The organism is Caballeronia pedi, assembly GCF_001544915.2.
GTDB lineage: Bacteria > Pseudomonadota > Gammaproteobacteria > Burkholderiales > Burkholderiaceae > Caballeronia > Caballeronia pedi.
Genome location: NZ_FCOE02000011.1, coordinates 1 through 21,563, shown reverse-complemented (window position 1 = coordinate 21,563; position 21,563 = coordinate 1). Strand labels below are relative to the sequence as shown.

Annotated in this window: 22 protein-coding genes; 14 read left to right on the top strand and 8 right to left on the bottom strand. The window is 65.7% G+C overall.

What is annotated here, in order from left to right; genetic code table 11:
- Positions 1-7 precede the first annotated feature (7 nt).
- From AWB80_RS18240 to AWB80_RS18225, 4 genes are read left to right on the top strand one after another with little or no spacing between them, the layout of a single operon-like run.
- Positions 8-661, top strand: a complete 654-nt coding sequence (locus AWB80_RS18240) for a FecR family protein (protein ID WP_061176073.1) — start codon at positions 8-10, stop codon at positions 659-661.
- Between the two features lie 11 nt (positions 662-672).
- A complete protein-coding gene (locus AWB80_RS18235) occupies positions 673-2,895 on the top strand; it encodes an SLC26A/SulP transporter family protein (RefSeq protein ID WP_143328080.1) in 2,223 nt (740 codons plus the stop codon).
- On the top strand, positions 2,892-5,120 hold the full coding sequence (locus AWB80_RS18230) for a CHASE2 domain-containing protein (RefSeq protein WP_061176071.1): 2,229 nt from the start codon (positions 2,892-2,894) through the stop codon (positions 5,118-5,120). The genes AWB80_RS18235 and AWB80_RS18230 overlap by 4 nt, the downstream gene beginning before the upstream one ends.
- 20 nt (positions 5,121-5,140) lie before the next feature.
- Positions 5,141-5,929 (top strand): 3',5'-cyclic-nucleotide phosphodiesterase, encoded by a 789-nt coding sequence (locus AWB80_RS18225; protein WP_061176070.1) that lies wholly within the window; start codon positions 5,141-5,143, stop codon positions 5,927-5,929.
- A gap of 14 nt (positions 5,930-5,943) precedes the next feature.
- On the opposite strand, the gene tehA is transcribed toward AWB80_RS18225, so the two are convergent.
- From tehA to AWB80_RS18210, 3 genes are all read right to left on the bottom strand, one after another.
- Positions 5,944-6,981 (bottom strand): dicarboxylate transporter/tellurite-resistance protein TehA, encoded by a 1,038-nt coding sequence (gene tehA, locus AWB80_RS18220; RefSeq protein WP_061176069.1) that lies wholly within the window; start codon positions 6,979-6,981, stop codon positions 5,944-5,946.
- Positions 6,982-7,110: 129 nt separating this feature from the next.
- Positions 7,111-7,380 carry a hypothetical protein gene (locus tag AWB80_RS18215; RefSeq protein ID WP_061176068.1) on the bottom strand — a complete coding sequence of 90 codons (270 nt, stop codon included), beginning with the start codon at positions 7,378-7,380 and terminating at the stop codon, positions 7,111-7,113.
- 157 nt (positions 7,381-7,537) lie between these two features.
- The gene (locus AWB80_RS18210; RefSeq protein ID WP_061176067.1) at positions 7,538-8,512 is read right to left on the bottom strand and encodes an alpha/beta fold hydrolase; all 975 of its coding nucleotides are present in this window, start codon (positions 8,510-8,512) and stop codon (positions 7,538-7,540) included.
- 111 nt (positions 8,513-8,623) lie between these two features.
- Here AWB80_RS18210 and AWB80_RS18205 point away from each other — a divergent pair, with 111 nt between their 5' ends.
- Complete coding sequence (locus AWB80_RS18205) at positions 8,624-8,947, top strand: hypothetical protein (RefSeq protein ID WP_061176066.1); 324 nt, start codon at positions 8,624-8,626, stop codon at positions 8,945-8,947.
- Positions 8,948-8,953: 6 nt separating this feature from the next.
- Here the strand turns inward: AWB80_RS18205 and AWB80_RS18200 are convergent, their stop codons facing one another.
- Entirely contained in the window at positions 8,954-10,435 is a 1,482-nt protein-coding gene (locus AWB80_RS18200; protein ID WP_061176065.1) for an NCS1 family nucleobase:cation symporter-1, read from the bottom strand.
- 152 nt (positions 10,436-10,587) lie between these two features.
- On the opposite strand from AWB80_RS18200, the gene AWB80_RS44035 reads away from it, so the two are divergent.
- The 5 genes from AWB80_RS44035 (at position 10,588) to AWB80_RS18175 (ending at position 14,983) form a co-directional block, all read left to right on the top strand.
- Positions 10,588-10,758 carry a hypothetical protein gene (locus tag AWB80_RS44035; RefSeq protein WP_160147457.1) on the top strand — a complete coding sequence of 57 codons (171 nt, stop codon included), beginning with the start codon at positions 10,588-10,590 and terminating at the stop codon, positions 10,756-10,758.
- 82 nt (positions 10,759-10,840) lie between these two features.
- Positions 10,841-11,752: a YihY/virulence factor BrkB family protein gene (locus AWB80_RS18190; RefSeq protein WP_061176063.1), complete on the top strand. Its 912-nt coding sequence runs from the start codon at positions 10,841-10,843 to the stop codon at positions 11,750-11,752.
- A 67-nt stretch (positions 11,753-11,819) separates the two neighbouring features.
- The gene (locus tag AWB80_RS18185; RefSeq protein ID WP_061176062.1) at positions 11,820-12,704 is read left to right on the top strand and encodes a DMT family transporter; all 885 of its coding nucleotides are present in this window, start codon (positions 11,820-11,822) and stop codon (positions 12,702-12,704) included.
- Between the two features lie 442 nt (positions 12,705-13,146).
- A complete protein-coding gene (locus AWB80_RS18180; protein WP_061176225.1) occupies positions 13,147-13,887 on the top strand; it encodes a hypothetical protein in 741 nt (246 codons plus the stop codon).
- Between the two features lie 46 nt (positions 13,888-13,933).
- On the top strand, positions 13,934-14,983 hold the full coding sequence (locus tag AWB80_RS18175; protein ID WP_061176224.1) for a GGDEF domain-containing protein: 1,050 nt from the start codon (positions 13,934-13,936) through the stop codon (positions 14,981-14,983).
- Between the two features lie 8 nt (positions 14,984-14,991).
- Here the strand turns inward: AWB80_RS18175 and AWB80_RS18170 are convergent, their stop codons facing one another.
- Both AWB80_RS18170 and AWB80_RS18165 read right to left on the bottom strand, forming a co-directional pair.
- On the bottom strand, positions 14,992-15,903 hold the full coding sequence (locus AWB80_RS18170) for a recombination-associated protein RdgC (protein ID WP_061176061.1): 912 nt from the start codon (positions 15,901-15,903) through the stop codon (positions 14,992-14,994).
- Between the two features lie 51 nt (positions 15,904-15,954).
- Positions 15,955-16,893 (bottom strand): DMT family transporter, encoded by a 939-nt coding sequence (locus AWB80_RS18165; RefSeq protein ID WP_061176060.1) that lies wholly within the window; start codon positions 16,891-16,893, stop codon positions 15,955-15,957.
- A gap of 112 nt (positions 16,894-17,005) precedes the next feature.
- Here AWB80_RS18165 and AWB80_RS18160 point away from each other — a divergent pair, with 112 nt between their 5' ends.
- Together AWB80_RS18160 and AWB80_RS18155 are read left to right on the top strand one after the other, a co-directional pair.
- Complete coding sequence (locus AWB80_RS18160) at positions 17,006-17,476, top strand: Lrp/AsnC family transcriptional regulator (protein WP_061176223.1); 471 nt, start codon at positions 17,006-17,008, stop codon at positions 17,474-17,476.
- A gap of 63 nt (positions 17,477-17,539) precedes the next feature.
- Entirely contained in the window at positions 17,540-17,860 is a 321-nt protein-coding gene (locus AWB80_RS18155; RefSeq protein WP_061176059.1) for a hypothetical protein, read from the top strand.
- 77 nt (positions 17,861-17,937) lie between these two features.
- On the opposite strand, the gene AWB80_RS44030 is transcribed toward AWB80_RS18155, so the two are convergent.
- Positions 17,938-18,093: a hypothetical protein gene (locus tag AWB80_RS44030; RefSeq protein WP_160147456.1), complete on the bottom strand. Its 156-nt coding sequence runs from the start codon at positions 18,091-18,093 to the stop codon at positions 17,938-17,940.
- A gap of 149 nt (positions 18,094-18,242) precedes the next feature.
- Between AWB80_RS44030 and AWB80_RS18150 the strand changes: the two genes are divergently transcribed.
- Together AWB80_RS18150 and AWB80_RS18145 are read left to right on the top strand one after the other, a co-directional pair.
- Positions 18,243-19,637 (top strand): selenium-binding family protein, encoded by a 1,395-nt coding sequence (locus AWB80_RS18150; protein ID WP_061176058.1) that lies wholly within the window; start codon positions 18,243-18,245, stop codon positions 19,635-19,637.
- A 20-nt stretch (positions 19,638-19,657) separates the two neighbouring features.
- Positions 19,658-20,281, top strand: a complete 624-nt coding sequence (locus AWB80_RS18145; protein WP_061176057.1) for a hypothetical protein — start codon at positions 19,658-19,660, stop codon at positions 20,279-20,281.
- 57 nt (positions 20,282-20,338) lie between these two features.
- Here AWB80_RS18145 and AWB80_RS18140 read toward each other — a convergent pair.
- Positions 20,339-21,563: efflux transporter outer membrane subunit (locus AWB80_RS18140; protein WP_061176056.1), on the bottom strand; the 1,225-nt coding region annotated here is incomplete at its 5' end.

Below are 21,563 nucleotides of genomic sequence, written 5' to 3'. Positions count from 1 at the left end.
ACCCGTCATGATGCGCGCCCGACACGTTCTCTTGCTTCTGCTCCTGCTTCTGGCGATGACCACGCGTGCCGCCGTGGCCGAGCCGGTCGCGACGATCACCGCGCTCGTCGGCAATGTCGCGATCCAGTCGGCGGGCGGCGCGCAGCGCGTCGCGGCGGTCGGCGGCGGCATCGACAACGGCGACACCGTGCAGACCGGCGTCGCGTCCGAGATCGTGATGATCTTCACCGACAAGCAGCGCGTCTATCTGAAGCCAGGCTCCGTGTTTCGCGTCGACGATTTCCATTACGCCGCGAATGCGCCGCAGGAAGACCGCAGTTTTCTGTCGCTCGTGAAAGGCGGATTGCGCGCGGTGGACGGTCTCGTCGCGAAGGAAGGCAAGCCGGAGAACTATCGCGTGAAAACGCCGACGTCGACCATCGGCATACGCGGCACGGAATACTCCGTCACCGATTGCGCCAACCTCGAACCGGGCGGCAACGCGGATTGCAAGGGCGATCAGATCGTCGTCTACGACGGGCAGATCGTCGTGATCAATCAGGTCGACCGGCAGATCGTGCGCGCGGGCGAAGGTGCGATCGTCATCAGCGCGCGGCTGCCGTTCGGCGTGCTGCCGGCGTCGCGGGTAACGCCGGTGGTGCCGTCGGCGGCGTGCCGCTAGCGAGCACCGCGATGAGCGAGAACGCGAGCCATGGCACGGAGATCATGCGCGCATCGCAGTTGAACGCAGCGCTGACGTCCTTCGCCATCGACACGCTCGCGGGCGTGCTCACGGCGCTGCTCGCGCTCGCGTATGCCGCGGGCTACGGCGCGATGATTTTCTCGGCCGGACTCACGCCGTGGCTGCCCGCCGGCATGCCGACCGCGCTCCTGAGCTGCGTGATCGTCTCGCTCGTGATCGCGCTGACGAGCTCGGTGCCCTTCATGATCGCCGGCCCCGATTCGAACGCGACAGCGCTGCTCGCCGGACTGGCCGCGTCCGTCGCGCTGTCGGTGCATGCCGCGGGCGGCGACGATGCCGCCGTGCTCGCCACCGTGCTGATGCTGATCGCGGTGTCGTCGCTGACAACGGGCGCGCTGCTCTTCGCGCTCGCGCACTGGAAACGCGGCAACGCGATCCAGTACATCCCGTTTCCGGTGATCGGCGGCTTTCTCGCGGGCACCGGCTTGCTGCTGCTCGAAGGCGCGCTACGCGTGCTCACCGATGCGCCCGTCGGCGCCGCGACGCCCGGTATCTTCATGGCGCTGCCGTGGCTCGCGAGCGTGCCCGCGCTCGTCGTGGGCATCGGGCTGCTGGTGCTCACGCGCATCACGCCGCTGTCGCGCTATGTGATCGTATTGCCGTCGATGATCGCGCTCGGCATCGCGATCTTCTATGGCGGGCTGCACGGCTCCGGCAAGAGCCTGGAAGACGCGCGCCACATGGGCCTGCTCTTTCACTACGAGCCGGTCACCGGCATGCGGCTGCCGTTCGTGCTGCTGCACGACGCGTGGCTGCCGACGCTCTTCTCGCGCGCCCCCGAGATTCTCGCCGTCGCGGCCGTCTCGGCGATGACCGTGCTGCTCAACACGACGAGCATCGGCGTGACGGCCTCGCGCGATGTCGACTTCAACCGCGAGATGCGCGCGGCCAGCATCGCGAACGTGCTGACCGGACTGGCGGGCGGGCTCGTCGGCGCGCAATCGATGACGCGCACGATGACCAACTGGCGACTCGGCGTGAGAGGCCGGCGCGCGGGCGTGCTCGCGTCGCTCTTCTGCTTCGTCGTGATCGCGCGCTTTCCGAGCCTGATGGCGCTGTTGCCGAAGCCGGTGCTGGTCGGGCTGCAGATCTTCATCGGCGCAGCGATGCTGATCGAATGGCTCGTCAACGCGTTCCGGCGTCTGCCGTGGCACGACTATCTGCTGATTCCGGCGATCATGGTGATCATCGCGGCATACGGGATCGTCGCGGGCGTGCTGCTCGGCGTGATCGCCGCGTGTCTGCTGTTCGTGGTGCGCTATGGGCGCGTGAACTGCTTTCGCCTCGAATTCGACGGGCGCGGGCGGCGTTCGAACGTCGAGCGCACCGTCGACGAAAGCCGCGTGCTCGATGCCGAGGCGCGCGCGCTCTACGGCGTCGCCCTGCAGGGCTTTCTGTTCTTCGGCACCGCGTATTCGATCCTCACGCATATCCGCGCGCGCATCGAAGCGCCCGCCGATACCGTGCACTACGTGCTCGTCGATTTCGCGCGCGTGCATGGCGTCGATGCGTCGAGCACCGCGAGCTTCGTGCGGCTGCGCCAGGCGTGCGCGCGCGCGAACGCGCAGCTCGTGCTGACCGGGCTGTCGCCGATCCTGAAAGCGTGGTTCGCCAAGGGCATCACCGATATGAGAAGCGCGAGCGGTCCGCATGAATTCGCCGATCTCGACGGCGGCCTCGAGTGGATCGAAACGCAGATGCTGCGCGCGGCGAAACCGTCGCGCGACGCACGCGCGGGCGCATTCGCGTCGACGCCGCCCGATACGCTCGACATGCTGCGCCCGCATCTCGACACGCTCACGCTCGCGCCCGGCGAATACGTGTTCCGCCAGGCCGATCCGGGCGATTCGATCTACTTCGTCGAAACGGGACGCGTGACGGTCGCGCTGTCGGTCGGCGACGGGCGCACCTTGAGATTACGCAGTTTCGGCGCGGGCACGATCGTCGGCGAGATGGCGGTGTACACCGGCGCGCGGCGCAGCGCAGACGTCGTCGCCGATGAACCGACCGTCGTGCTGCGCCTCGCCCTCTCGACCCTGCAGCGCCTCGAAAGCGACGATCCCGCGCTCGCCGCGCGCATGCACAAGTTCGTCGCGCGCGTGCTGGCGGCGCGGCTCGTCGTTGCGAACGAGCAGATCCGGGCCGCACAATGAGCACGCGCGAGCCGCTCGCGTTCGTGCTGCGACGCTCGGGCGCGCGCTGGGCGCTGGGGCTCGCGATCGTCATCGCGCTCGCGGGACATGCGCTCGGGCGTTACGACATCCGCTTCGTCGATTCGCTCGACGCCATGATCTACGACGCCAAAGTGCGCCTCTTCATGCCGCGCACGACGGACTCGCGCATCGCGATCCTCGACGTCGACGAGAAGAGTCTCGCCGAACTCGGCCGCTGGCCGTGGGATCGCGCGCGCATGGCGGAACTGGTGAGCGCGCTGTTTTCGCGCGAGCGCATCGCCGTGCTCGGCTTCGACATGGTGTTCGCCGAACCCGATGCGAGTTCGGGCCTCGCCGTGCTCGACGGCCTCGCGCGCGGCGCACTCGCGGACAACGCCGCTTACCGCCAGGCGCTCGAACGGCTCGCGCCACGCCTCGACTACGACCAGCGCTTCGCCGATGCGCTCGCGGGCCATCCCGTCGTGCTCGGCTATTACTTCTCTAATCAGGATGTGTCGAGCGGTGCGATTCCCGCGCCGCTGATGCGCGAGGGCGCGTTCGGCGCGCATCCGTTCACGCTGTTCGACTGGACCAGCTACGGCGGCAACCTGCCCGCACTGCAACAGGCCACCCAACGCGCGGGCTACTTCAACCCGGTGATCGATTTCGACGGCTCCGTGCGGCGCGTGCCGCTCATCACCGCGCATCAAGATGGCGTCTACGGCGCGCTCTCGCTCGAAGTGATCCGCGCGCTGTTCGGCGACGCGTCCGTCACCCCGCTGTTCGGCGACCCGACCGATCCGGCCGCGCCGCTCGAAGGCCTCGCGCTCGCGACGCCGCGCGGCACGCGCGTCATTCCCGTCGATGACAACGGCGCGGCGCTGGTGCCGTATCGCGGCATCGCCGGCAGCTTTCCCTACTATTCGATCGCCGATGTGCTCGCCCAGCGCATCCCGGCGCGCGCGCTCGCGGGCAAGATCGTGCTCATCGGCACGACGGCGCCCGGTCTGATGGATCAGCGCACGACGCCCGTGGGCGAGGTTTATCCGGGCGTCGAGGTGAACGCGAACCTGATCGGCGGCATGCTCGATGGCACGATCCGTTTCGCGCCGCGGTTCGCCGCGAGGTTGCAGGCTTTCGCCCTCGCGCTCGCCGGTGTCGCGATGATTTTTCTGTGGCCGTGGCGCGCGCCCGCTCGCGCGACCCTGCTGGTCGCGATCCTGTTCGGTGCGATCGTCGCGGCGGATCTCTTCGCGTTCGGGCGCCTCGGCTGGTCGCAGCCGTTAGCCTCGCTGCTGCTCGCCGTGCTCGCGCTCTACGTGCTCAACATGTCGTACGGTTATTTCGTCGAGGCGCGCGCGAAGCGCCATTTCGCCGCGCTGTTCGGGCAATACGTGCCGCCCGAACTGGTCGAGGAGATGAGCCGCCATCCCGAGGACTACAGCATGGCGGGCCGCCGCGCGGAACTGACCGTGCTCTTCTGCGACGTGCTCGGCTTCACCGCGATTGCCGAAACGCTCGAACCCGAAGCGCTCGCGCGCCTGATGAACGAGTATCTCGGCACGATGACCGAAGTGATCCGCGCGCATCGCGGCACGCTCGATAAATACATCGGCGATGCGATCATGGGTTTCTGGGGCGCGCCCGTCGATGATCCGGACCATGCGCGCCATGCGGTCGCGGCGGCGCTCGGCATGCGCGCGGCGCTCGTCGAGCTGAACCGCACGCTCACGGCGCGCGGCTGGCCGACCTTGTCGATCGGCATCGGCATCAATACGGGGCCGATGACGGTCGGCGACATGGGCTCGTCGGTGCGCAAGGCCTACACGGTGATGGGCGATGCGGTCAACGTCGCGGCGCGGCTCGAAGGACTCACGCGCCGCTTCGATATCGACATCATCGTCGGCGAGGCGACCCGTGAGCAGGCGCCGGAGATCGTGTTTCGGGAGATCGATCGCGTGCGCGTGAAGGGCCGCATCGCACCGATCGCGGTGTTCGAGCCGCAACCCCAGCACGAACATGCCGATGCGCTCGCGCGCTGGCATGCGGCGCTCGCCCACTATCGCGCGCGCGAGTGGGACGAGGCGGAAACGCTACTCGCGACGCTCGCGGCGCAGTATCCTGAGCGGCAGGTGTATGCGATCTATCGCAGGCGTATCGATGCGCTGCGCGGCGTCGCGTTGCCCGAGGACTGGGATTGCGTAAGCGCATTCGATACGAAATGAACTCATCAGGCGGACGCACCATGAAGGTTCGGGTACTCGGCTGTAGCGGCGCGATCGGCAGCAGCCCGGACGCCGCGCACGACCCTGGCGGCACGACGGCGCTGCTCGTCGATGACGACATCATGATCGATGCCGGCACGGGCGTCGCCGTTTTGAGCGACGACGAACTCGCGCGTATCGATCATGTGTTTCTCACGCATTCGCATCTGGATCACATCGCGTATCTGCCGCTCATGATCGACGCCGTGGGCGATGCGCGCGACGCGCCGCTGACCGTCCACGCGAGCCGCGCGACGCTCGATATTCTTCGCGCGCATATCTTCAACAATCTGATCTGGCCGGACTTCACGCGCATTCCATCGCCCGATGCGCCGGGGGTGAGGTTCGAAGCGCTGGAAGTCGGCGAGTGTTTCGCGCTGAATGGGCGCGTGGTGACGGCGCTGCCCGCGCGGCATACGGTGCCGTCGATGGGCTTTGCGGTGTCGAGCGGACAGGCGTGCCTCGCGTTCAGCGGCGATACGACGACGAATCCCAAGTTCTGGGCGGCGGTGTCGGCGTTGCCGGGATTGCGTCATGTGATCGTCGAGACCGCGTTTCCGGATACGCAGATTGCGTTGGCGCATGCGGCGCAGCATTATTGTCCGAGGCTTATCGCGGATGACTTGAGTGGGGTCGGGATGAAGGCGGAGTTGCTGATTTCGCATTTGAAACCGCCGTACGGCGCGCAGATTCTCGATGAGTTGCGCGCCGCGTTGCCGGGGGTAAATTTGAGGGCTTTGCAGGCGGGTGAGGTTTTGATGTTGTTGTGATGTCGCTGCCACGCTTAGCGCGATCCCCCCACTGCCCGCCGCTCGATGGAGCGTACGTTATCGCTGATCGCCGTGACATTCGACGCCACAACCGGCAGCAGATTGCCCTTCACGACCGCCCGCACCGTCCCGACGATCAAGACTCCGATAAACACATTGGCAACGACGAACGCCACCGGCGCAATCCACACCATCGGTCCCGTTGCGCCGCGTTCGAGCATTCTGATCGCCATCGTGGGCAACGCGGCCGCGCCGAAGCTGAACGCCCAGTACGAAGGCGTGAATGCCTGCTGACGAATCCACGGCACGAGCCGGGTAAGCATCAGCGCCTGATACAAACCATAACCGAGCAGCATGTAAGCGAACATGTCCGGCACGCCATGCGTGATCGCGAGATACGACACGCCTCCCACGACCGGCGGCGCAAGCTGAATGCCGAGGGTCGGGCGCAGTGCGTCGGGCAGCGGTTCATGCACGGCGGCGCGATGCAGCACGATCGATTCGATCGCGAGCCACGAAAACACGCCCGCGCCGAAGAACAACATGCCGATTTGCGTGAACCCCAGACCCGCCGCTGCCGTTCCCGCGACGAAGCTCGGCGCGACCGTCGGCAAATAGATGGCCGGCGTGGTCGGCTCGGGCTTGCGGCCGCCCTGCCAGAAGCGACCATGAAGATAAGCACCGAGCGCAAGCGAACTCACCGTGCCGAGCGCGAACAGCGCAATGGCCAGTTCACGTGAATAAGCCTGCACGGCCTGCGCGGCGAGCATCGTCGATACCGGCACGAGCGCCGCGAAGGAAGACTGCACGGGATGACGCATCTCCGCGACGGCCGCATCCCGTTCGACGAGCCACTTGCGCCCATAGCCCACCAGCAGCGCGAACCACACCACGAGCGCCGCCGCCGTCAGAAACACGGGCAACGCATCGGGAATCGTCCATACCCGGGCCGCCGCCCGCCATGCGCCCGCGAGCGCGAGAGAACCCACTGCGATGCCGAAGAACGCCACGGGCATCGGTGCGCGATTGTTCGTACCATTGTTGCCGTTCATTGCCCTTCTCCCTGGATTTGCGTGAAAAGCGCGGTGCGCGCTTTCATTCCGTCGATGGAGAAAGGTTAATTGCGGCGGCCTTCCGCGCGAATGTCGCAGCGTCTCGTTCGGCTGCTCGCGCGTCTCAAATCATTCGCCGCCGCGCAGCTTCACCGCGATGTCGTGCCAGTCCTGCACCGCGTGCTTCAACTCGCGGCACAGCCGCGGATCGAGCGCGTTCAGACGTGACCACAAGTCGTCGAGCTTCTTTTCGCGCGCCTCGAACACGGCCACGGCCGCAAGCCTGCTCGCGCCCGAAAGCCGCGCCTCGGCGTCGACGCATTCCATGTAGAGCTGCGCGAGATGCGCATCGGCCAGTTCGACCGCGCGCAGATGAACGTCGGTAAAGCGTGACTTCATGATGGTATCCCCGGCTTTCTTGTAGTTATCGACGTGAGTGCTTTCGCATCACGATTGCGGGACAGTATGAAGGTGCGCTGAAAGCCCGCACAAGCCGGAACGTGCGCGCTGCGTGCGCCAGGAATCAGCAAACGTTTTCGTGTCGGCTCATTTCGACTCACTTCGATACGAACGCGTCGATGTGCCGCGCGAGTTCGATCGGATACTGGAACATCAAGGCGTGCCCGGCGTCCACGACCACGTCGAGCCTCGCGCGCGGAATCATCTGTTCGAGACGGCGCGCGTTGGCGTCCGCGAGGACCTCGTCGTTCGCGCCCGCGATGATCAGCGTGCGCATCGGCGAGCGGCGCAATGCAGCGGCCGCGGCGGAATCGGCGAACCAGCGCGTCATCGCCTGATTCTGCTGCGCGGCGACTGCATCGGGCACGGGCCTGCCCTTGTAATCGCGTGGCGCGAACATGTCGCCGACGAAGCACTTCGACGCATCCGCGACCGCATCGGCGGGAAACAACACGCCCATGATTTTGCCGAAGGCATCCGCGCCCGAGCTCGACAGCACCTGCTGCACCTCGGGCGTCAGCGGCACCGCCTGCGGCCCCGGCGGCGCGGTGGCGATCAGCGTCAGCGATGCGACTTTCTCGCGCGCGTCGAGCGCGAGCTGCTGCGCGATCATGCCGCCCATCGACCAGCCGACCACGTCGGCGCGTTGCAGCTTCAGGCCCGCGATGACATCGGCGGCGTCGGCGGCCATGTCGCGGACGCCGTAGTCTGGACCGAAGCGCCCTTCCACGATGGCCGAGCGTCCGACGCCGCGATTGTCGAATACGATGACGTCATGATGTTTCGCGAGTTCGCCCAGAAAATACGCGTTCCATTCGCCGAGCGTCGCGCGATAGCCCGTGATGAGCAGAAGCGGCGTTCCGCGCCCGAAGCGGGCGTAGCCGATCGGCCCGTTCCTGCCCTGCACGGTCTTCACCTGCACGGCGGCGTTGCGGTCGGGTCGCGCGGTCTGCAAGCCGCAGAGTTGATCGTGGCCGAAGGAGACATCATCGGCGAATGCGGCCGAAGCGAGCGCCAGTGTGGCAATAGCGAAGCACGACGACACGACACGGGCGAGCGGTATGGGCTTCATCCAATGCTCCGGGCAGAACAAAAAAATGCGGCGCGCGCAATGACAGCGGGGAATAATAGGCGGCGAATCACGCGCCTTCAACAAGAGCTCAAGAAAAAGGAGTGCAAGCCAATGAATCGTCTTTTCCGCTCATGCCTGATTCCCGTTGCAGTGCTGGCGCTCGCCGCGTGCAGCACGCCCGTCGAGTTCTCGGCGAGCGCGAATCCGCCTTCGTGGAACGATGCTGACGCCAACGCTGATTTCAGTGGGATGGACAACTCGATGTCCACATGCAAGGCCACCGCGAAGCAGGCGGGTGCGGGTCGCTGTACGCAGGTGCGGGCCTATGAGGCATGCATGAAGGACAAGGGCTATATCACCGTGCTCGGACCGGAGAATCCGCCGAACTGCGGCCAGCCGGAATGGGAGCAGGATGTGCGCAAGTGGCTGAAGTGACGCCTGCTATTTTCGATTCGCCATGCGCATGAACAGCACATAAAGCAACGCTCCCGCCACCGCGCCGATCAGCCAGCCGAGATTGTTCGGCGGGAGCAGCTTGAGCATCTGCGTCGAAAGCTCCCAGCCTACCGATATCGCGCCCGACAGGAGCAGCGCCGCGAGCCCAACCTTGTTCCACCCTCCGTCGTAGTAGAAGCGCCCGCCCGGCTGCATCGTATAAAGCTCGGCGGTGCGCACCTGCTGTCGCTTCACGAGATAGTAGTCGGACATCATCACGCCATACATCGGCGCAAGCACGGCGCCGAACACCGAGACGAAAATCGTGATCGCCTTCGGGCTGTCGACGAAAATCCACGGGCACACGATCACCGCGAGTATCGACGCAATGAGTCCGCCCTTCTTGAAGTCCACATGCTTCGGAAAGAGATTGGCGATGTCATACGCCGGCGAGACAAAGTTCGCGACGATATTGATGCCCATCGTCGCGATGATGAACGTGATGCTGCCGATCGCCACCCACACCTTGTTCTCGATGCGCGAGACGATCTCGACCGGGTCCATGATCATCGTGCCGAACACCTTCTCGCTGCCCGCCGTGACGATCACCGTGATGATGGCGAATGCAACAAAATTGAACGGCAGCCCGAGAAAATTGCCGATCTTCATCTGCCGCTCGCTCTTCGCGAAGCGCGAGAAGTCGCCGAAATTCAAAAGCAGCGCCGCGAAGTAACTCACCACGAGCAGGATCGCGTTGATCATCGCGTGCAATTGCTCGTCGCCGGACAGCACCTTGCCCGACAGCGTGAGGTTCAGGCTGCCGAGTCCCGCGCGATACAGAATCCAGCCCATCAGCACGAACATCACCACGTACACCGCCGGCCCGCAAAAATCGATGAACTTGCGGATGATCTCCATGCCGCGCTGAAAGATGATGAGCTGCAGAAGCCACATGAAGAGAAAGCTCACCCAGCCGAGCATGTCGAGCCGCATGAAGCTCGTATCGCGCCAGGTGATGACGGACGGCACGAACAGAAGCAGCAGTGTCGCGACAGCTTTGGACGCGAAATACGTCTGCACGCCGTACCACACGATACCGACCACGCCGCGAATCAGCGCGGCGAGATTCGCGCCCATCACGCCCATCGAGACGCGCGCCATCACCGGAAACGGAATGCCGTGCCTGAGGCTCGGCTTGCCGACCCAGTTCATCAGCACATACACGATGAGAATGCCGATGGTCAGCGCAAGCAACACCTGCCAGCCCGAGATGCCGAGCAGGAAGAGGCTCGCCGCAAAGGTGTAACCGCCGACGCTGTGCACATCCGACATCCACATCGCGAAGATGCTGTAGCCGTTCCAGGTGCGCTTCGCGCGCGGCACGGGCGCGAGGTCGTGGTTGTAGAGGCGTTCGTCGGCGTCGACGATTTCGGCGTCGGCGCCGAGCGCGGCGGCGTCGGCGGCGGAGGTTGCGTGGGATGCGGCCATGGTGTCCTCCAGTGCCTTCGACGGGCTCGTGTTATGTACTTAGAGTAATCCATCAAAAGCCTAAGGTGAAACGGCGTCACCGCTTATTAAAGTCCAATCGTGCGCCTGCCGTTATGCGGAGCATGAGAAAAAAACGCCTGAACTCCCGCGATATGAACGACGCCTTCGCCGCCGCAGCCGAGGCGCTCGCGCTCTTCTGCCGGTTGCGCAACCTCGACGCGGCCGATCTGCCCGCGCCCGAGGTGGATATCATTCTCGATCTCGCATTCGAGGAAGCCGCGCAGCAGGCGGCGGCGCGCAGTGAGGCGCGCCGGCCCGGCTGACGCGCCTTCGTCCCTCCGCGCGCATGGGTGCGAAACTTGCTGATCCGCACAGAATGGGCAGCGTTCGCGCCGCGGAGGTCCCATGTCGAAGATTCTCGGCCCCGTGCTGGGCCCGCAGGTAAAAAGCGTCGCAAGGAATCCCTTCGGCTTCGTGATGCGCACGCTGAAGGCCTTTCGCGCGAACCAGGGTTTGCTGCTGGCGGGCGCGGTGGCGTATTACGCGCTGCTGTCGATCGTGCCGATGCTGATCCTCATCGTCATCGTGCTGTCGAAATTCGTCGGACAGCAGGCCTTGCTCGATACTCTCGCGCATTTGCTCGAATGGCTCGTGCCGGGACAGGCGCGCGCGGTCGTGCGCGAACTCGCCAATTTTCTTGCGCATCGCGCCGTGCTCGGCTGGGTGTTGCTCGTCACGATGATCTTCTTCAGTTCGCTCGCCTTCACGGTGCTGGAGAACGCGATGTCCGTGATCTTCGTGCATCGCGTCGCGATCCGCCGACGGCATTTTCTGCTCTCCGCGCTCCTGCCCTACTGCTACATCCTGTTTCTCGGCGTCGGCATGCTGATCGTCACGCTCGTGTCGAACGGCCTGCAGGCGATGGGCAGCAACAGCGTCGATCTGCTCGGCGTCGAGGTGTCGCTCAGGGGCGTGTCGCGGCTGCTGCTCTATCTGCTCGGCGTCGCGGGCGAGATTTTCGTGCTCACGTCGATCTATCTCGTGATGCCGGTCGGCCGGCCCTCCGTGCGGCTCGCGCTGCTCGGCAGCATCACGGCGGCGGTGCTCTGGGAAATCACGCGGCACGTGCTCGTCTGGTACTTCGCGACGCTTTCGCAGGTGAGCGTCGTGTACGGCTCGCTGACCACGTCGATCGTCGTGCTGTTCAGCCTCGAAGCGCTCGCGACGCTGCTGCTCTTCGGCGCGCAGGTGATCTCCGAATTCGAGCGCTTCGGCATGGAAGGCGATACGCCACCGCAGCCCTTCACCACGGATTGAAGCGGCGCAGCATGTCTTTACGGCAAGCACGCGATACAGTGAGCACGCTCCCTTCCTCGCGCCGCCGATGCCCAATCAGACGACCGACGCCGCCTCGTCCGCACCTTCGGGCGCCCGCATCGCGATATCGACTGTCGTCGCAATGCTCGCCTTCGCCGGCAATTCGCTGCTGTGCCGTCTCGCGCTCAAGGGGACGCAGATCGACGCGGCGAGCTTCACGCTCGTACGCATCGCGTCGGCGGCGCTCGTGCTGGGGATCATTCTGCTCGCGCGCGGCGGCGATCGACGTAGCGCGCGCCGCGCCGGAAGCTGGCGTTCGGCACTCGCGCTGATCGTCTACGCGATGGCGTTTTCCTTGGCCTACGTGCGGCTCGCGGCAGGCACGGGCGCGCTGCTGCTGTTCGGCGCCGTGCAGGCGACGATGATCGGCTACGGCATCGCGACAGGCGAGCGGCTCGCCGTGGTCCAGTGGCTCGGTTTGCTGCTGGCGCTCGCCGGGCTCGTCTGGCTCGTGCTGCCGGGGCTCGCCGCGCCCGAGCCATTTTCATCGGCGCTGATGATCGTGGCGGGCGTCGGCTGGGGCGTGTATTCGCTGCGCGGACGCGGCCAGACCGATCCGGTCGCGGCGACGGCGGGCAACTTCCTGCGCGCGCTGCCGTTCGCGGTGGCCGTCTCCGCGCTCGCATTCACGCATGCACGCTTCGATCGCGCCGGTTTTGCCTACGCCGCCGCGTCGGGCGCGTTGACCTCGGGTCTCGGCTATGTCGTCTGGTATGCGGCACTGAAAGGATTGAAGCCCGCCGTGGCCGCCACGGTGCAACTGAGCGTACCCGTCATCACGGCTGCGGGCGGGGTCCTGCTGCTCGGCGAAGCGCTCACCGCGCGGCTCGTCGCGAGTTCCATCGCGATACTCGGCGGTATCGCGCTCGTCGTGTTGTCGAAACGCCACTGAGCCGTTGCGGAGATACGCGCATTCACGCCTCGGCGTGCCCCGTATGTGCGCAAGCTCACATACGCGGGGCGACTTCCTCTGAAGAATGATGCATGACCGATCCATCAAAAAAGGGGGTGGAACGAAGCATGCTAGTGTAGTGGCTCGAACATGCTCCCCGTCGCGAGTGCGTCGGGCGTCGCATGACAGTCGCATCAGCGGTTCGCTGCCGCATCGCCACGCCTGATTGTCGCGCTGTGTGGTGCGAGTTACATTGTTTGGCAAATTCCAGCCGGAAGGCGCAAGCCGAACCGGCGACGGCTGTCATGTCCGACGAAGCCGCATCGCGCTTATCGATTCATATGATGGAACGCGTTGCATTTCGCGCCATTCGCGCTGTACCGGACCCTGCGCGCGCGTCCGACGCCGCGGTCCGATGAATCCGTACTGGGAGAGCGCTGTCATGCCTCACCACGCAAAGCTGCCCGAAGAGACCGTCGCGGACCACGCGAGTCCCGCGAACGATCCCACTGTCATCAACCTGCCCGAGCCTGCAATCGATTTCGACGACGACCGTGGACCCGTTCGCGCGCCACTGCGCTTCGGGCGTCTGGCCCTGTGGATGGCGTCGGCGACGGCGCTCGGCATCGGTGTGCTCGGCACCGTCGCGTACAGCATGTGGTTCAACCACGACCAGCGCGTCTACGCCGAAGCGATGGCGAGCGCGCGCAGGACGCTCGGCATCGACCAGCCGGCCATCGCCGCCGCGCAAACGCAGTCGTCGGGCATGGTGGAAGCGCCCGCTGCCGGAGCCATCCCCGTTTATACCGGCGCGTACGCGACGAACGAGGCACCGGCGCCCGTCGATACCGCTTCGCTCGCCGACAACGTACCCGCCGACGAAACCCCGCCGCTCGCCGATGCGTCGGACAGCGCGGGCGCGGCCGGCGCTGCAGCGCTCGCAACGGCCGCCGCAGCGCCCGTGCAAAGCGCCGCCGTGCAACGCCGTGGCAACTCGTCGGCGACGCAGCAGGCCGCCGCGAACCGCGCGGGCCAGGCCAATTCGTCCGCACAGGCGCGCAAGCATCAGGCGCACGCGAAGCCCGAAGGCGGGCTGTTCGCGCGCGTGGGCGCGTTCTTTCATCGAGTGAGCTATCGAAACAATGTCCCGAACCGTCAGCGAGAGGAGTATTCCCGCCCCTGAGGGGACACTGGCAACGCGCGTGCGGCGCGCGCTCGAACGCGCGCGCATGCCGGGCCCCGCGCCGCTCGCGGGCGCGGCGTTGCTGTGCCTTCTGATCGGCCTGCTGTTTCTGGCGTTGCAGGTCCGTGCGATCTTTTCCGCGCAGTTGCAGCAGGAGTACGTTGGGCTGGTGCTCGAAGCCGTCGAGCGCGCCGATGCCGCCCGCGCCGCCGCACTTTCGCTGCAGAGCGTGCCGGCTGACGATCCGCGGCATCAGGCCGCGTATCGCGATGCGCGCATGGAACTGGCCGCACGGCTCGCCGCGCTGCATGCGCTCGTATCATCGAGCCCGATGCCGGCGCCCGCCGTGCCATCGGCCGTGCTCTCGCCGGCCACCGCGCTCGGCGAGGCGAGTTCCGCGCTCGATTCCGCCTATGCATGGTGGCGCACCGCGCGCGACCGCACGAGCGCGGACGTGCGCGAACGCATCCTGAGCGTGTCGCATACGCTGATCGCGCTGTCGGCGATCGTCTTCGGCGTGCTCATCACCGCGCTCGGCATGTATGCGAAGCGCAACCGGCAGCTTCTCGGCATCTCCAACGAATTCGAACAGGCGTCGCTACATGATCCGATGACGGGTCTGCCCAATCGCCGCAAGCTCTTCGCGGCGCTCGAGGAAGCGGCCAGCGCGCTCGCGGGCGGCACGGCGCGCATCGCCGTGCTGTATATCGATCTCGATGGCTTCAAGCGCGTCAACGATACGCACGGTCACCGCATCGGCGACGAGTTTCTGATCGCGGTGTCGCGGCGATTCCGTCAGACGGTGCGCGGCGGCGATCTGGTCGCGCGCATCGGCGGGGACGAATTCGCGCTGCTCGTGCGCGAGTTTTCGAGCGATGGGGAACTCGCCGCGATCGCGCAACGAATCATCGCGTGCGTCGGCGAGACCGACGCGCAGATGGGGCTGTCGATCGTGCGCGCGAGCATCGGCATCGCGAGCTTTCCGGATCGCGTCAACGATTACTGGCGGCTCGTGGCCGCCGCCGACGAGACCATGTACACCGTCAAGCGCAATGGCAAGAACGGCTACGCGTTCGCGTCGGCGCCGTCTGCCTGATCCGGTTTCTACGCGGCGGCGCGCAGATCTTCTTCGCCGCCCAGCGCGTCGGTAAGCGCCGACAGCATCTTCGCCAATTCGCCCGTCATCAGGATGAAATCGGATTCGAAGCGCTCGTCGTCGTTCGTCGCGGTGGGATCGGCGGCTTCCTTGATGACGTCGAGCGCGCTCACGCGCTTCAATGTCAGCGACGGCGTGAGCACGTAGGACACGCGGTCGTTCCATGTCATCGCGAGACGCATGCACTGCTTGCCCGCTTCGATATGGCGGCGCATGTCTTCCGTCTCGAGCGCGTGGCCGACGTAGCGCACCGTGGCGTTGCCTTCGCCCGTCGAGCGCAGTTCGGTATCGCGGTCGAGCGTGAAGCCCGCGGGCGCGTCGCCGGAGAGCAGCCACTCGGTCATCGCGGAGACGGGCGCGCGCGCGGTGCGCACGCTCGCGAGCGGCAGATCGGTGACGGATTTCACGAGCAGACCGATGATGTCGTCGCACAGCGTCGCCGATGCCGAATCGATCGCAAGCCAGCCGTTCACCGGATCGATCCACACGCGGGTGTCGCGGCGAATGCTGAAGGCGCGCGGCAGGAGTTCATCGGTGATCTGCTCTTTCAGTTCGCGCAACTGCTTTCTGCCCGGTTTGAAGCCTTGCTGCTCTTCGAGTTCGGCCGCGCGCTCCTTCACGAATTGCGTGACGACCGACGCGGGCAACAGCTTTTTCTCCGCCCGATAAGTGATGAGCATCTGACGATTCGCCGTGTAGACGAGCGCATCGTCGCCGCGCGGCGAGACCCAGCCGCGACGCTCGTTCTCGATGCTCGACGCGTCGCTGAAGGCGAGCGGCGCGAGCCATTGCTGCATTTGATTCGGCGTGACGGACCAGTGCGCGGGAAGACGGTGAAGCTGAAGATTCTTGAACCACATGGCGGCATTTCGATGTAGTCGGAAAGGGGCGCCATTCTATACGAGTGCGCGTCAATCGTTTGCGCGCTGTTTTTGCGGCACGATCCGCCACTGCAGATTCACCCCCGCCGCCGCGAGCAGAATGAGCACGGCGCCAGCCACTTGCAGCCATGCGAGCCTTTGCCCGAACGCGAGCCAGTCGACCACGATCGCGACCACCGGATAGATGAACGACAGCGCGCCCGTCGTCGCGGTCGGCAGCTTCTGGATCGCGCCGTAGAGCAGCACGTACATGAGCCCCGTGTTGACGACGCCGAGCACGACGAGATCCGACCATCCGCCGAGCGACGCGGGCGTCTGATCGAAGCGCGCGAACGGCGCGAGCATCACGATGCCGAACAGCACATGCAGCATCGCGATCAGATGCGGCGGCGTGCCCTTCAGGCGCTTCGTGACGATCGACGATATCGCGTAAAGAAAAGCCGCCCCGAGCGCATACGCGATACCTTCGAGATACTGCCCCGGCATCGCCAGCACGGCGGGCTCGACGCGCACCACCATCACGAGTCCGATGAACGCGATGCCGAGCCACGCGAGTGTCGACGCCGACACGCGCTCGCGCAGCACCAACGCGCCCAGCGCGACGAGCATGAACGGCTGCGTGTTGTAGACGGTGGTCGCCATCGAGATCGACGCGCGCGAGTACGCGGCGAACAGCAAGAGCCAGTTGCCGACGATCGCGACACTGCCGAGCGCGACCAGCCCGATCATGCGCCACGAGAAATAGCGTTGCTTCAGAAAGCCCAGCGCCGCGCACACGGCGATGAGCGTCGCCCCGCCGAACACGCAGCGGAAAAACACCACGTTCCACGGCGTCTGCCCCGACGACACGACCAGCCAGCCGATCGTGCCCGACATCAGCATCGCGAGCGACATTTCGATCGCGCCACGACGCAGCTCATTGGCGTTCGATGCGGCGGCCACGCGCGTATCGATTCTTTCCGTATTCATCTCATCGCTGCCATGCAAGTTTCGATGTCGTCAAGTCTATCGATGCACTTTACCCAAAACCATGCCTAAAATGAGGCACGCACATCTTTCGACCTTTGAATCGAAGGCCATCATGGGAAAGAACCTAAGCATCCTGCCATCGACGGGCGTCGACGCCATCGATCGCGAACTCATCGGCGTACTCGCGAGCGACGGACGTATCGCGATCAGCGAGCTGGCGAAGCGCGTCGGCCTGTCGGCGCCGAGCACCGCCGAGCGCGTGCGGCGGCTCGAAACGCAGGGCGTGATCCGCGGCTTCACGGTGGATATCGATCCGCGCGCGCTCGGTTACACGCTGCAGGCGATCGTGCGCGTGCAGCCGCTGCCCGGACAACTGCATCTCGTCGAGGACGCGATCAGGCGCATCCCGGAATTCGTCGAATGCGACAAGGTAACCGGCGACGACTGCTTCGTGTGCCGTCTCTATCTGCGCTCGATCGAACATCTCGACGATATCCTGTCGCGCGTCACGGAGCGCGCCGCGACGAGCACGGCCATCGTGAAAGCGACGCCGATCGAAAGGCGCCTGCCGCCGCTCGGCTGACTGGCGCGTTTTTACCTGCAGACGAACGGCGTTACACTAGGGTCATGCGCGACAGGAGCGAACATGAGTGACTTCGACGCCAACCGCACCTTCCGCGGACTTCCGCTGACTGCTGAACAGGATGCCGAAGTGCGGCATTACATCAAGAAGAAAAAGCAGCGCGGCGAACCGTGGGATACGCCGGAACTGGAAGCGATGCTGCACGACATGCTGGAGCCGCCCGCCGACGAGGACGGCCTCATCGACGACGACACCGAAGACGAAACCCGCTCGGTGGCGGAGCGCGCGACGGCGTCCATCGACGAAGGCATGGACCCGATCGAGAACAGCGAGGAATGGAACGCCGCGCGCGAAGCCGAGGCGATGAAAGGGCCAAGACGCTAAGTCGCTTTTTCGCGCTGCACAAAGACAAGGCGCCGGTCCGTGCCGGCGCCTTGGTCGCTTACTTCAGATAGCACTCTTCAATGCCTGTGCCGCCAGTCGCGCGGTGGATGCGAATCCAGCCAGCGTGCCTTCGGGGTCTGGATGTGCGGGTGTCGGTGATGCATCACGAGAACCACCGCGATGCATAGCACCAGGACGATTCCCGCCAACAGGCTGATCATCGGCTCGGCCATCGCGTCCTCCTCTTTCGGTGTCGGGGCGATGCCTCTATTGTAGGCGCAGATCGGCGCGCCGGAGCCAGCCGCAGCGTGCCGCGCCCTAGTGTCCTATAGTGCTTCTGCACGTCTGCTTTGCAGTCAGGCACATCAACTGGGAGACGCACATGGCAACATGGAAACCGGACCCGAGCTTCTATCCTTCCCCGCGGCTCGCGGCCAAGGCGCCGCGCGAAACACTCGCCTACGTGGCGACGTTCGATCCCGAGCGCAAGACGCCCGACAAAATCGCCGTCGTCGATGTCGATCCCGATTCGCCCGACTATACGAAGATCGTCGGCGAACTCGCGATGCCCGATACCGGCGACGAGCTGCATCACTTCGGCTGGAACGCGTGCTCGTCCTGTCTGTGCCCGAACGCGCCGCACCCGCATATGGAGCGGCGCTATCTCGTCGTGCCGGGGCTGCGCTCGTCGCGCATCCATATCCTCGACACGAAGCCCGATCCGAAGAAACCCGTCATCGTGAAGACGATCGAGCCTGAAGAACTCGCGGAAAAAACCGGCTATACGCGCCCGCACACCGTGCACTGCGGCCCGGGCGGCATCTACGTCACGGCGCTCGGCAACGCCGAAGGCAAGGCGCCCGGTGGCGTGCTGATCCTCGATCAGCAGAGCTTCGATCCGCTCGGCCGCTGGGAGGTGGATCGCGGCCCGCAGCAACTCGCGTACGACGGCTGGTGGCATCTCGGCTACGACACGATGGTCACGAGCGAATGGGGCACGCCCGACACCTTCGAGGACGGTCTCGTTCCCGAAATACTGCTCGGCGCGAAGTACGGGCGCAAACTGCATTTCTGGGATTTCACGAAGCGCAAGCATATTCAGGAAATCGACTTCGGCGACGAATATCAGCTCGTGTTCGAGCTGCGTCCCGCGCATGATCCGACCAAGGCGTATGGCTTCGTCAACTGCGTGATCAGCCTGAAGGATCTGTCGTCGTCGATCTGGACCTGGTATCGCGACAAGGACAAATGGGCGGTGAAGAAAATCATCGACATACCCGCCGAGCCCGCCGACGCCGATGCGCTGCCGCCGCTGCTCAAGGGCTTCGGCGCGGTGCCGCCGCTCGTCTCGGACATCGATCTGTCGATGGACGACCGCTTTCTCTACGTGTCGTGCTGGGGCACCGGCGACATGCTGCAGTACGACGTCTCCGATCCGTTCGCGCCGAAGCTGACGGGCAAGGTTCGCATCGGCGGCGTGGTCGCGCGCGCGACGCATCCGGGCGCGGCGAACGGTGCGTTGAACGGCGGCCCGCAAATGGTCGAAGTGAGCCGCGACGGCCGCCGCGTCTACTTCACGAATTCGCTGTACGGCGCGGTGGATGCGCAGTTCTATCCCGATGGCATCGAAGGCTGGATGGTGAAGCTCGACGCCGATCCGAACGGCGGCCTCGCCGTCGACGAGAAGTTTTTCATCGACTGGCCGAAAGGACAGCGGCCGCATCAGATCCGGCTGCAGGGCGGCGATTGCTCGTCGGATTCGTACTGTTATCCCTGACGCGTTACGAGCCGCCTCGCATGGACGCCGCGTCACCCGCGCTCCTCTTCACCGCTGCGGGCCTCGGCGCGTTCCACGGCCTCAATCCCGCGATGGGATGGCTCTTCGCCGTCGCGCTCGGGCTGTATGCGCGCAGCCGCCGTGTCGCGCTCGTCTCGCTCGTGCCGATCGCGCTGGGTCACGCGGTGTCGGTCGCGCTCGTGCTGGCGGGCGCGCTCACGCTCGGCGCGTTCATCGGCCACGACATGCTGGCGCGCGCGTGCGGCGCGCTTCTGATCGGCTGGGGCCTGTGGAGCGCGTGGCGCGGGCATCGCGGACGCCCGACCGTCGGCATGCGCACCGGGCTTGCCGGGCTCGCGTTGTGGTCGTTCGTGATGTCGAGCGCGCACGGCGCGGGGCTGATGCTCGTGCCGGCGCTCCTGCCGCTTTGCACGGGCAAGGTAGCCGGGGACGCGTTCGAGGCCAGCGCGCTCGCGCTGACGGTGCATACCGGCGCGATGCTGGCCGTGATCGCCGCGATCTCCATGTTCGCGATGTCGGTTCAGGAACGTGGCGGCCTCGGGTTTTTGCGCAGCGGCTGGATCAACATCGACTGGCTGTGGAGCGCTGCGCTTATCGCATGCGGCGTGTTTCTGCTCGTGTAGTCGATCGCATTTTGCATTCATCATGCACGATGGCATTTTGCATGCATGGTGCGAAATTCAATCCCGCCGCGATACCTCTTCCGGGGCCGGCAGCGCAGTCGTGGTCCATCCGCCCCCCAGCGCCTTCACGAGTGCGACGCTCGCCGCCATGCGCCGCCGCTCGATGCGCACCGCCGTGCGCTGATCCGACAGCACGATGGCCTGCGTCACGACCACGCTCAAATACGTGATCGCGCCGTTTTCGTAGCGGTTGCTCACCTTGCCGAGCGCGCGCTGGGCGGCATCGACCGCATCGCGCTGCGCTTCGCCCTCGCGGCGCAACACTTCCAGCGCGTTCAGGTTGTCTTCCACCTGCCCGAATGCCGTCAGCACCGTCTGCCGGTAGTCGGCGACGCTCTCGTCATAGGCCGCTCGCGCCGCATCGCGGGCGGCCGCCCGGCCGCCGAAGTCGAGCACCGTGAAAGCGAGTTGCGGCCCGAGCGACCAGAAACGGCTCGGCGCTTCGAGCCACGAGCTCAGGCGCGTCGCTTCGAGGCCGCCCGTCGCGGCGAGCAGCAGATTCGGGAAGAACGCCGCCGTCGCCACGCCGACGCGCGCATTCGCCTCCGCGACGCGCCGCTCCGCCGCTGCGATATCCGGCCGCCGTTCGAGCAGCGCGGAGGGCACGCTGAGCGGCAGCGCGGCAAGCGCCGCGGACGGACGCGGAGAATGAGCTTCGTTGAGCGGCGCGACATCGAGCGTGAAACCCGACGGCGACTCGCCGACGAGAATCGCGATCGCATTGACGAGGCTCGTGCGCGCGGTCTCCAGATCGATCAATTGCGCCTGCGTCGCGCGCAATTGCTCTTCCGCCTGCGCGACATCCGATTCCGCCGCGACGCCGCCCGCGAAACGATCGCGCGTAAGCGCAAGGGCCTTGTCGTAGGCTTGCAGCGTCGCCTGCAGCAGCCGTTCCTCTTCGACGACGCCGCGCAGATCGAAGTAATTCGTGGCGAGCTCGGCCTGCATCGAGAGAATGGCGCTTTGCAGATCCGCCGCGCTTGCCTGCGCCTCCGCTCGTCCGCCTTCGACGGCGCGCGAGATGCGCCCCCATAGATCCGGCTCCCAGGAGATTTGCGCATCGATCAGATAGTCGGGCACGGTGACGCCCGCGCTCGATTTGTACAGCACGTTCGACGACACGCGCGACTGGTTGAACGCCGCGTTCGCGGTGATCGTCGGGAAGTAAGCCGAACGCGCCTGCGCGGCGGCCGCGCGCGCGCCGCGAAAACGCGCGGCCGCC

Coding starts and splice junctions, on each gene's coding strand:
- AWB80_RS18240 (WP_061176073.1), top strand. CDS start 8: ATGATGCGCGCCCGACACGTTCTCTTGCTTCTGCTCCTGCTTCTGGCG.
- AWB80_RS18235 (WP_143328080.1), top strand. CDS start 673: ATGAGCGAGAACGCGAGCCATGGCACGGAGATCATGCGCGCATCGCAG.
- AWB80_RS18230 (WP_061176071.1), top strand. CDS start 2,892: ATGAGCACGCGCGAGCCGCTCGCGTTCGTGCTGCGACGCTCGGGCGCG.
- AWB80_RS18225 (WP_061176070.1), top strand. CDS start 5,141: ATGAAGGTTCGGGTACTCGGCTGTAGCGGCGCGATCGGCAGCAGCCCG.
- tehA (WP_061176069.1), bottom strand. CDS start 6,981: ATGAACGGCAACAATGGTACGAACAATCGCGCACCGATGCCCGTGGCG.
- AWB80_RS18215 (WP_061176068.1), bottom strand. CDS start 7,380: ATGAAGTCACGCTTTACCGACGTTCATCTGCGCGCGGTCGAACTGGCC.
- AWB80_RS18210 (WP_061176067.1), bottom strand. CDS start 8,512: ATGAAGCCCATACCGCTCGCCCGTGTCGTGTCGTCGTGCTTCGCTATT.
- AWB80_RS18205 (WP_061176066.1), top strand. CDS start 8,624: ATGAATCGTCTTTTCCGCTCATGCCTGATTCCCGTTGCAGTGCTGGCG.
- AWB80_RS18200 (WP_061176065.1), bottom strand. CDS start 10,435: ATGGCCGCATCCCACGCAACCTCCGCCGCCGACGCCGCCGCGCTCGGC.
- AWB80_RS44035 (WP_160147457.1), top strand. CDS start 10,588: ATGAACGACGCCTTCGCCGCCGCAGCCGAGGCGCTCGCGCTCTTCTGC.
- AWB80_RS18190 (WP_061176063.1), top strand. CDS start 10,841: ATGTCGAAGATTCTCGGCCCCGTGCTGGGCCCGCAGGTAAAAAGCGTC.
- AWB80_RS18185 (WP_061176062.1), top strand. CDS start 11,820: ATGCCCAATCAGACGACCGACGCCGCCTCGTCCGCACCTTCGGGCGCC.
- AWB80_RS18180 (WP_061176225.1), top strand. CDS start 13,147: ATGCCTCACCACGCAAAGCTGCCCGAAGAGACCGTCGCGGACCACGCG.
- AWB80_RS18175 (WP_061176224.1), top strand. CDS start 13,934: ATGCCGGGCCCCGCGCCGCTCGCGGGCGCGGCGTTGCTGTGCCTTCTG.
- AWB80_RS18170 (WP_061176061.1), bottom strand. CDS start 15,903: ATGTGGTTCAAGAATCTTCAGCTTCACCGTCTTCCCGCGCACTGGTCC.
- AWB80_RS18165 (WP_061176060.1), bottom strand. CDS start 16,893: ATGAATACGGAAAGAATCGATACGCGCGTGGCCGCCGCATCGAACGCC.
- AWB80_RS18160 (WP_061176223.1), top strand. CDS start 17,006: ATGGGAAAGAACCTAAGCATCCTGCCATCGACGGGCGTCGACGCCATC.
- AWB80_RS18155 (WP_061176059.1), top strand. CDS start 17,540: ATGAGTGACTTCGACGCCAACCGCACCTTCCGCGGACTTCCGCTGACT.
- AWB80_RS44030 (WP_160147456.1), bottom strand. CDS start 18,093: ATGGCCGAGCCGATGATCAGCCTGTTGGCGGGAATCGTCCTGGTGCTA.
- AWB80_RS18150 (WP_061176058.1), top strand. CDS start 18,243: ATGGCAACATGGAAACCGGACCCGAGCTTCTATCCTTCCCCGCGGCTC.
- AWB80_RS18145 (WP_061176057.1), top strand. CDS start 19,658: ATGGACGCCGCGTCACCCGCGCTCCTCTTCACCGCTGCGGGCCTCGGC.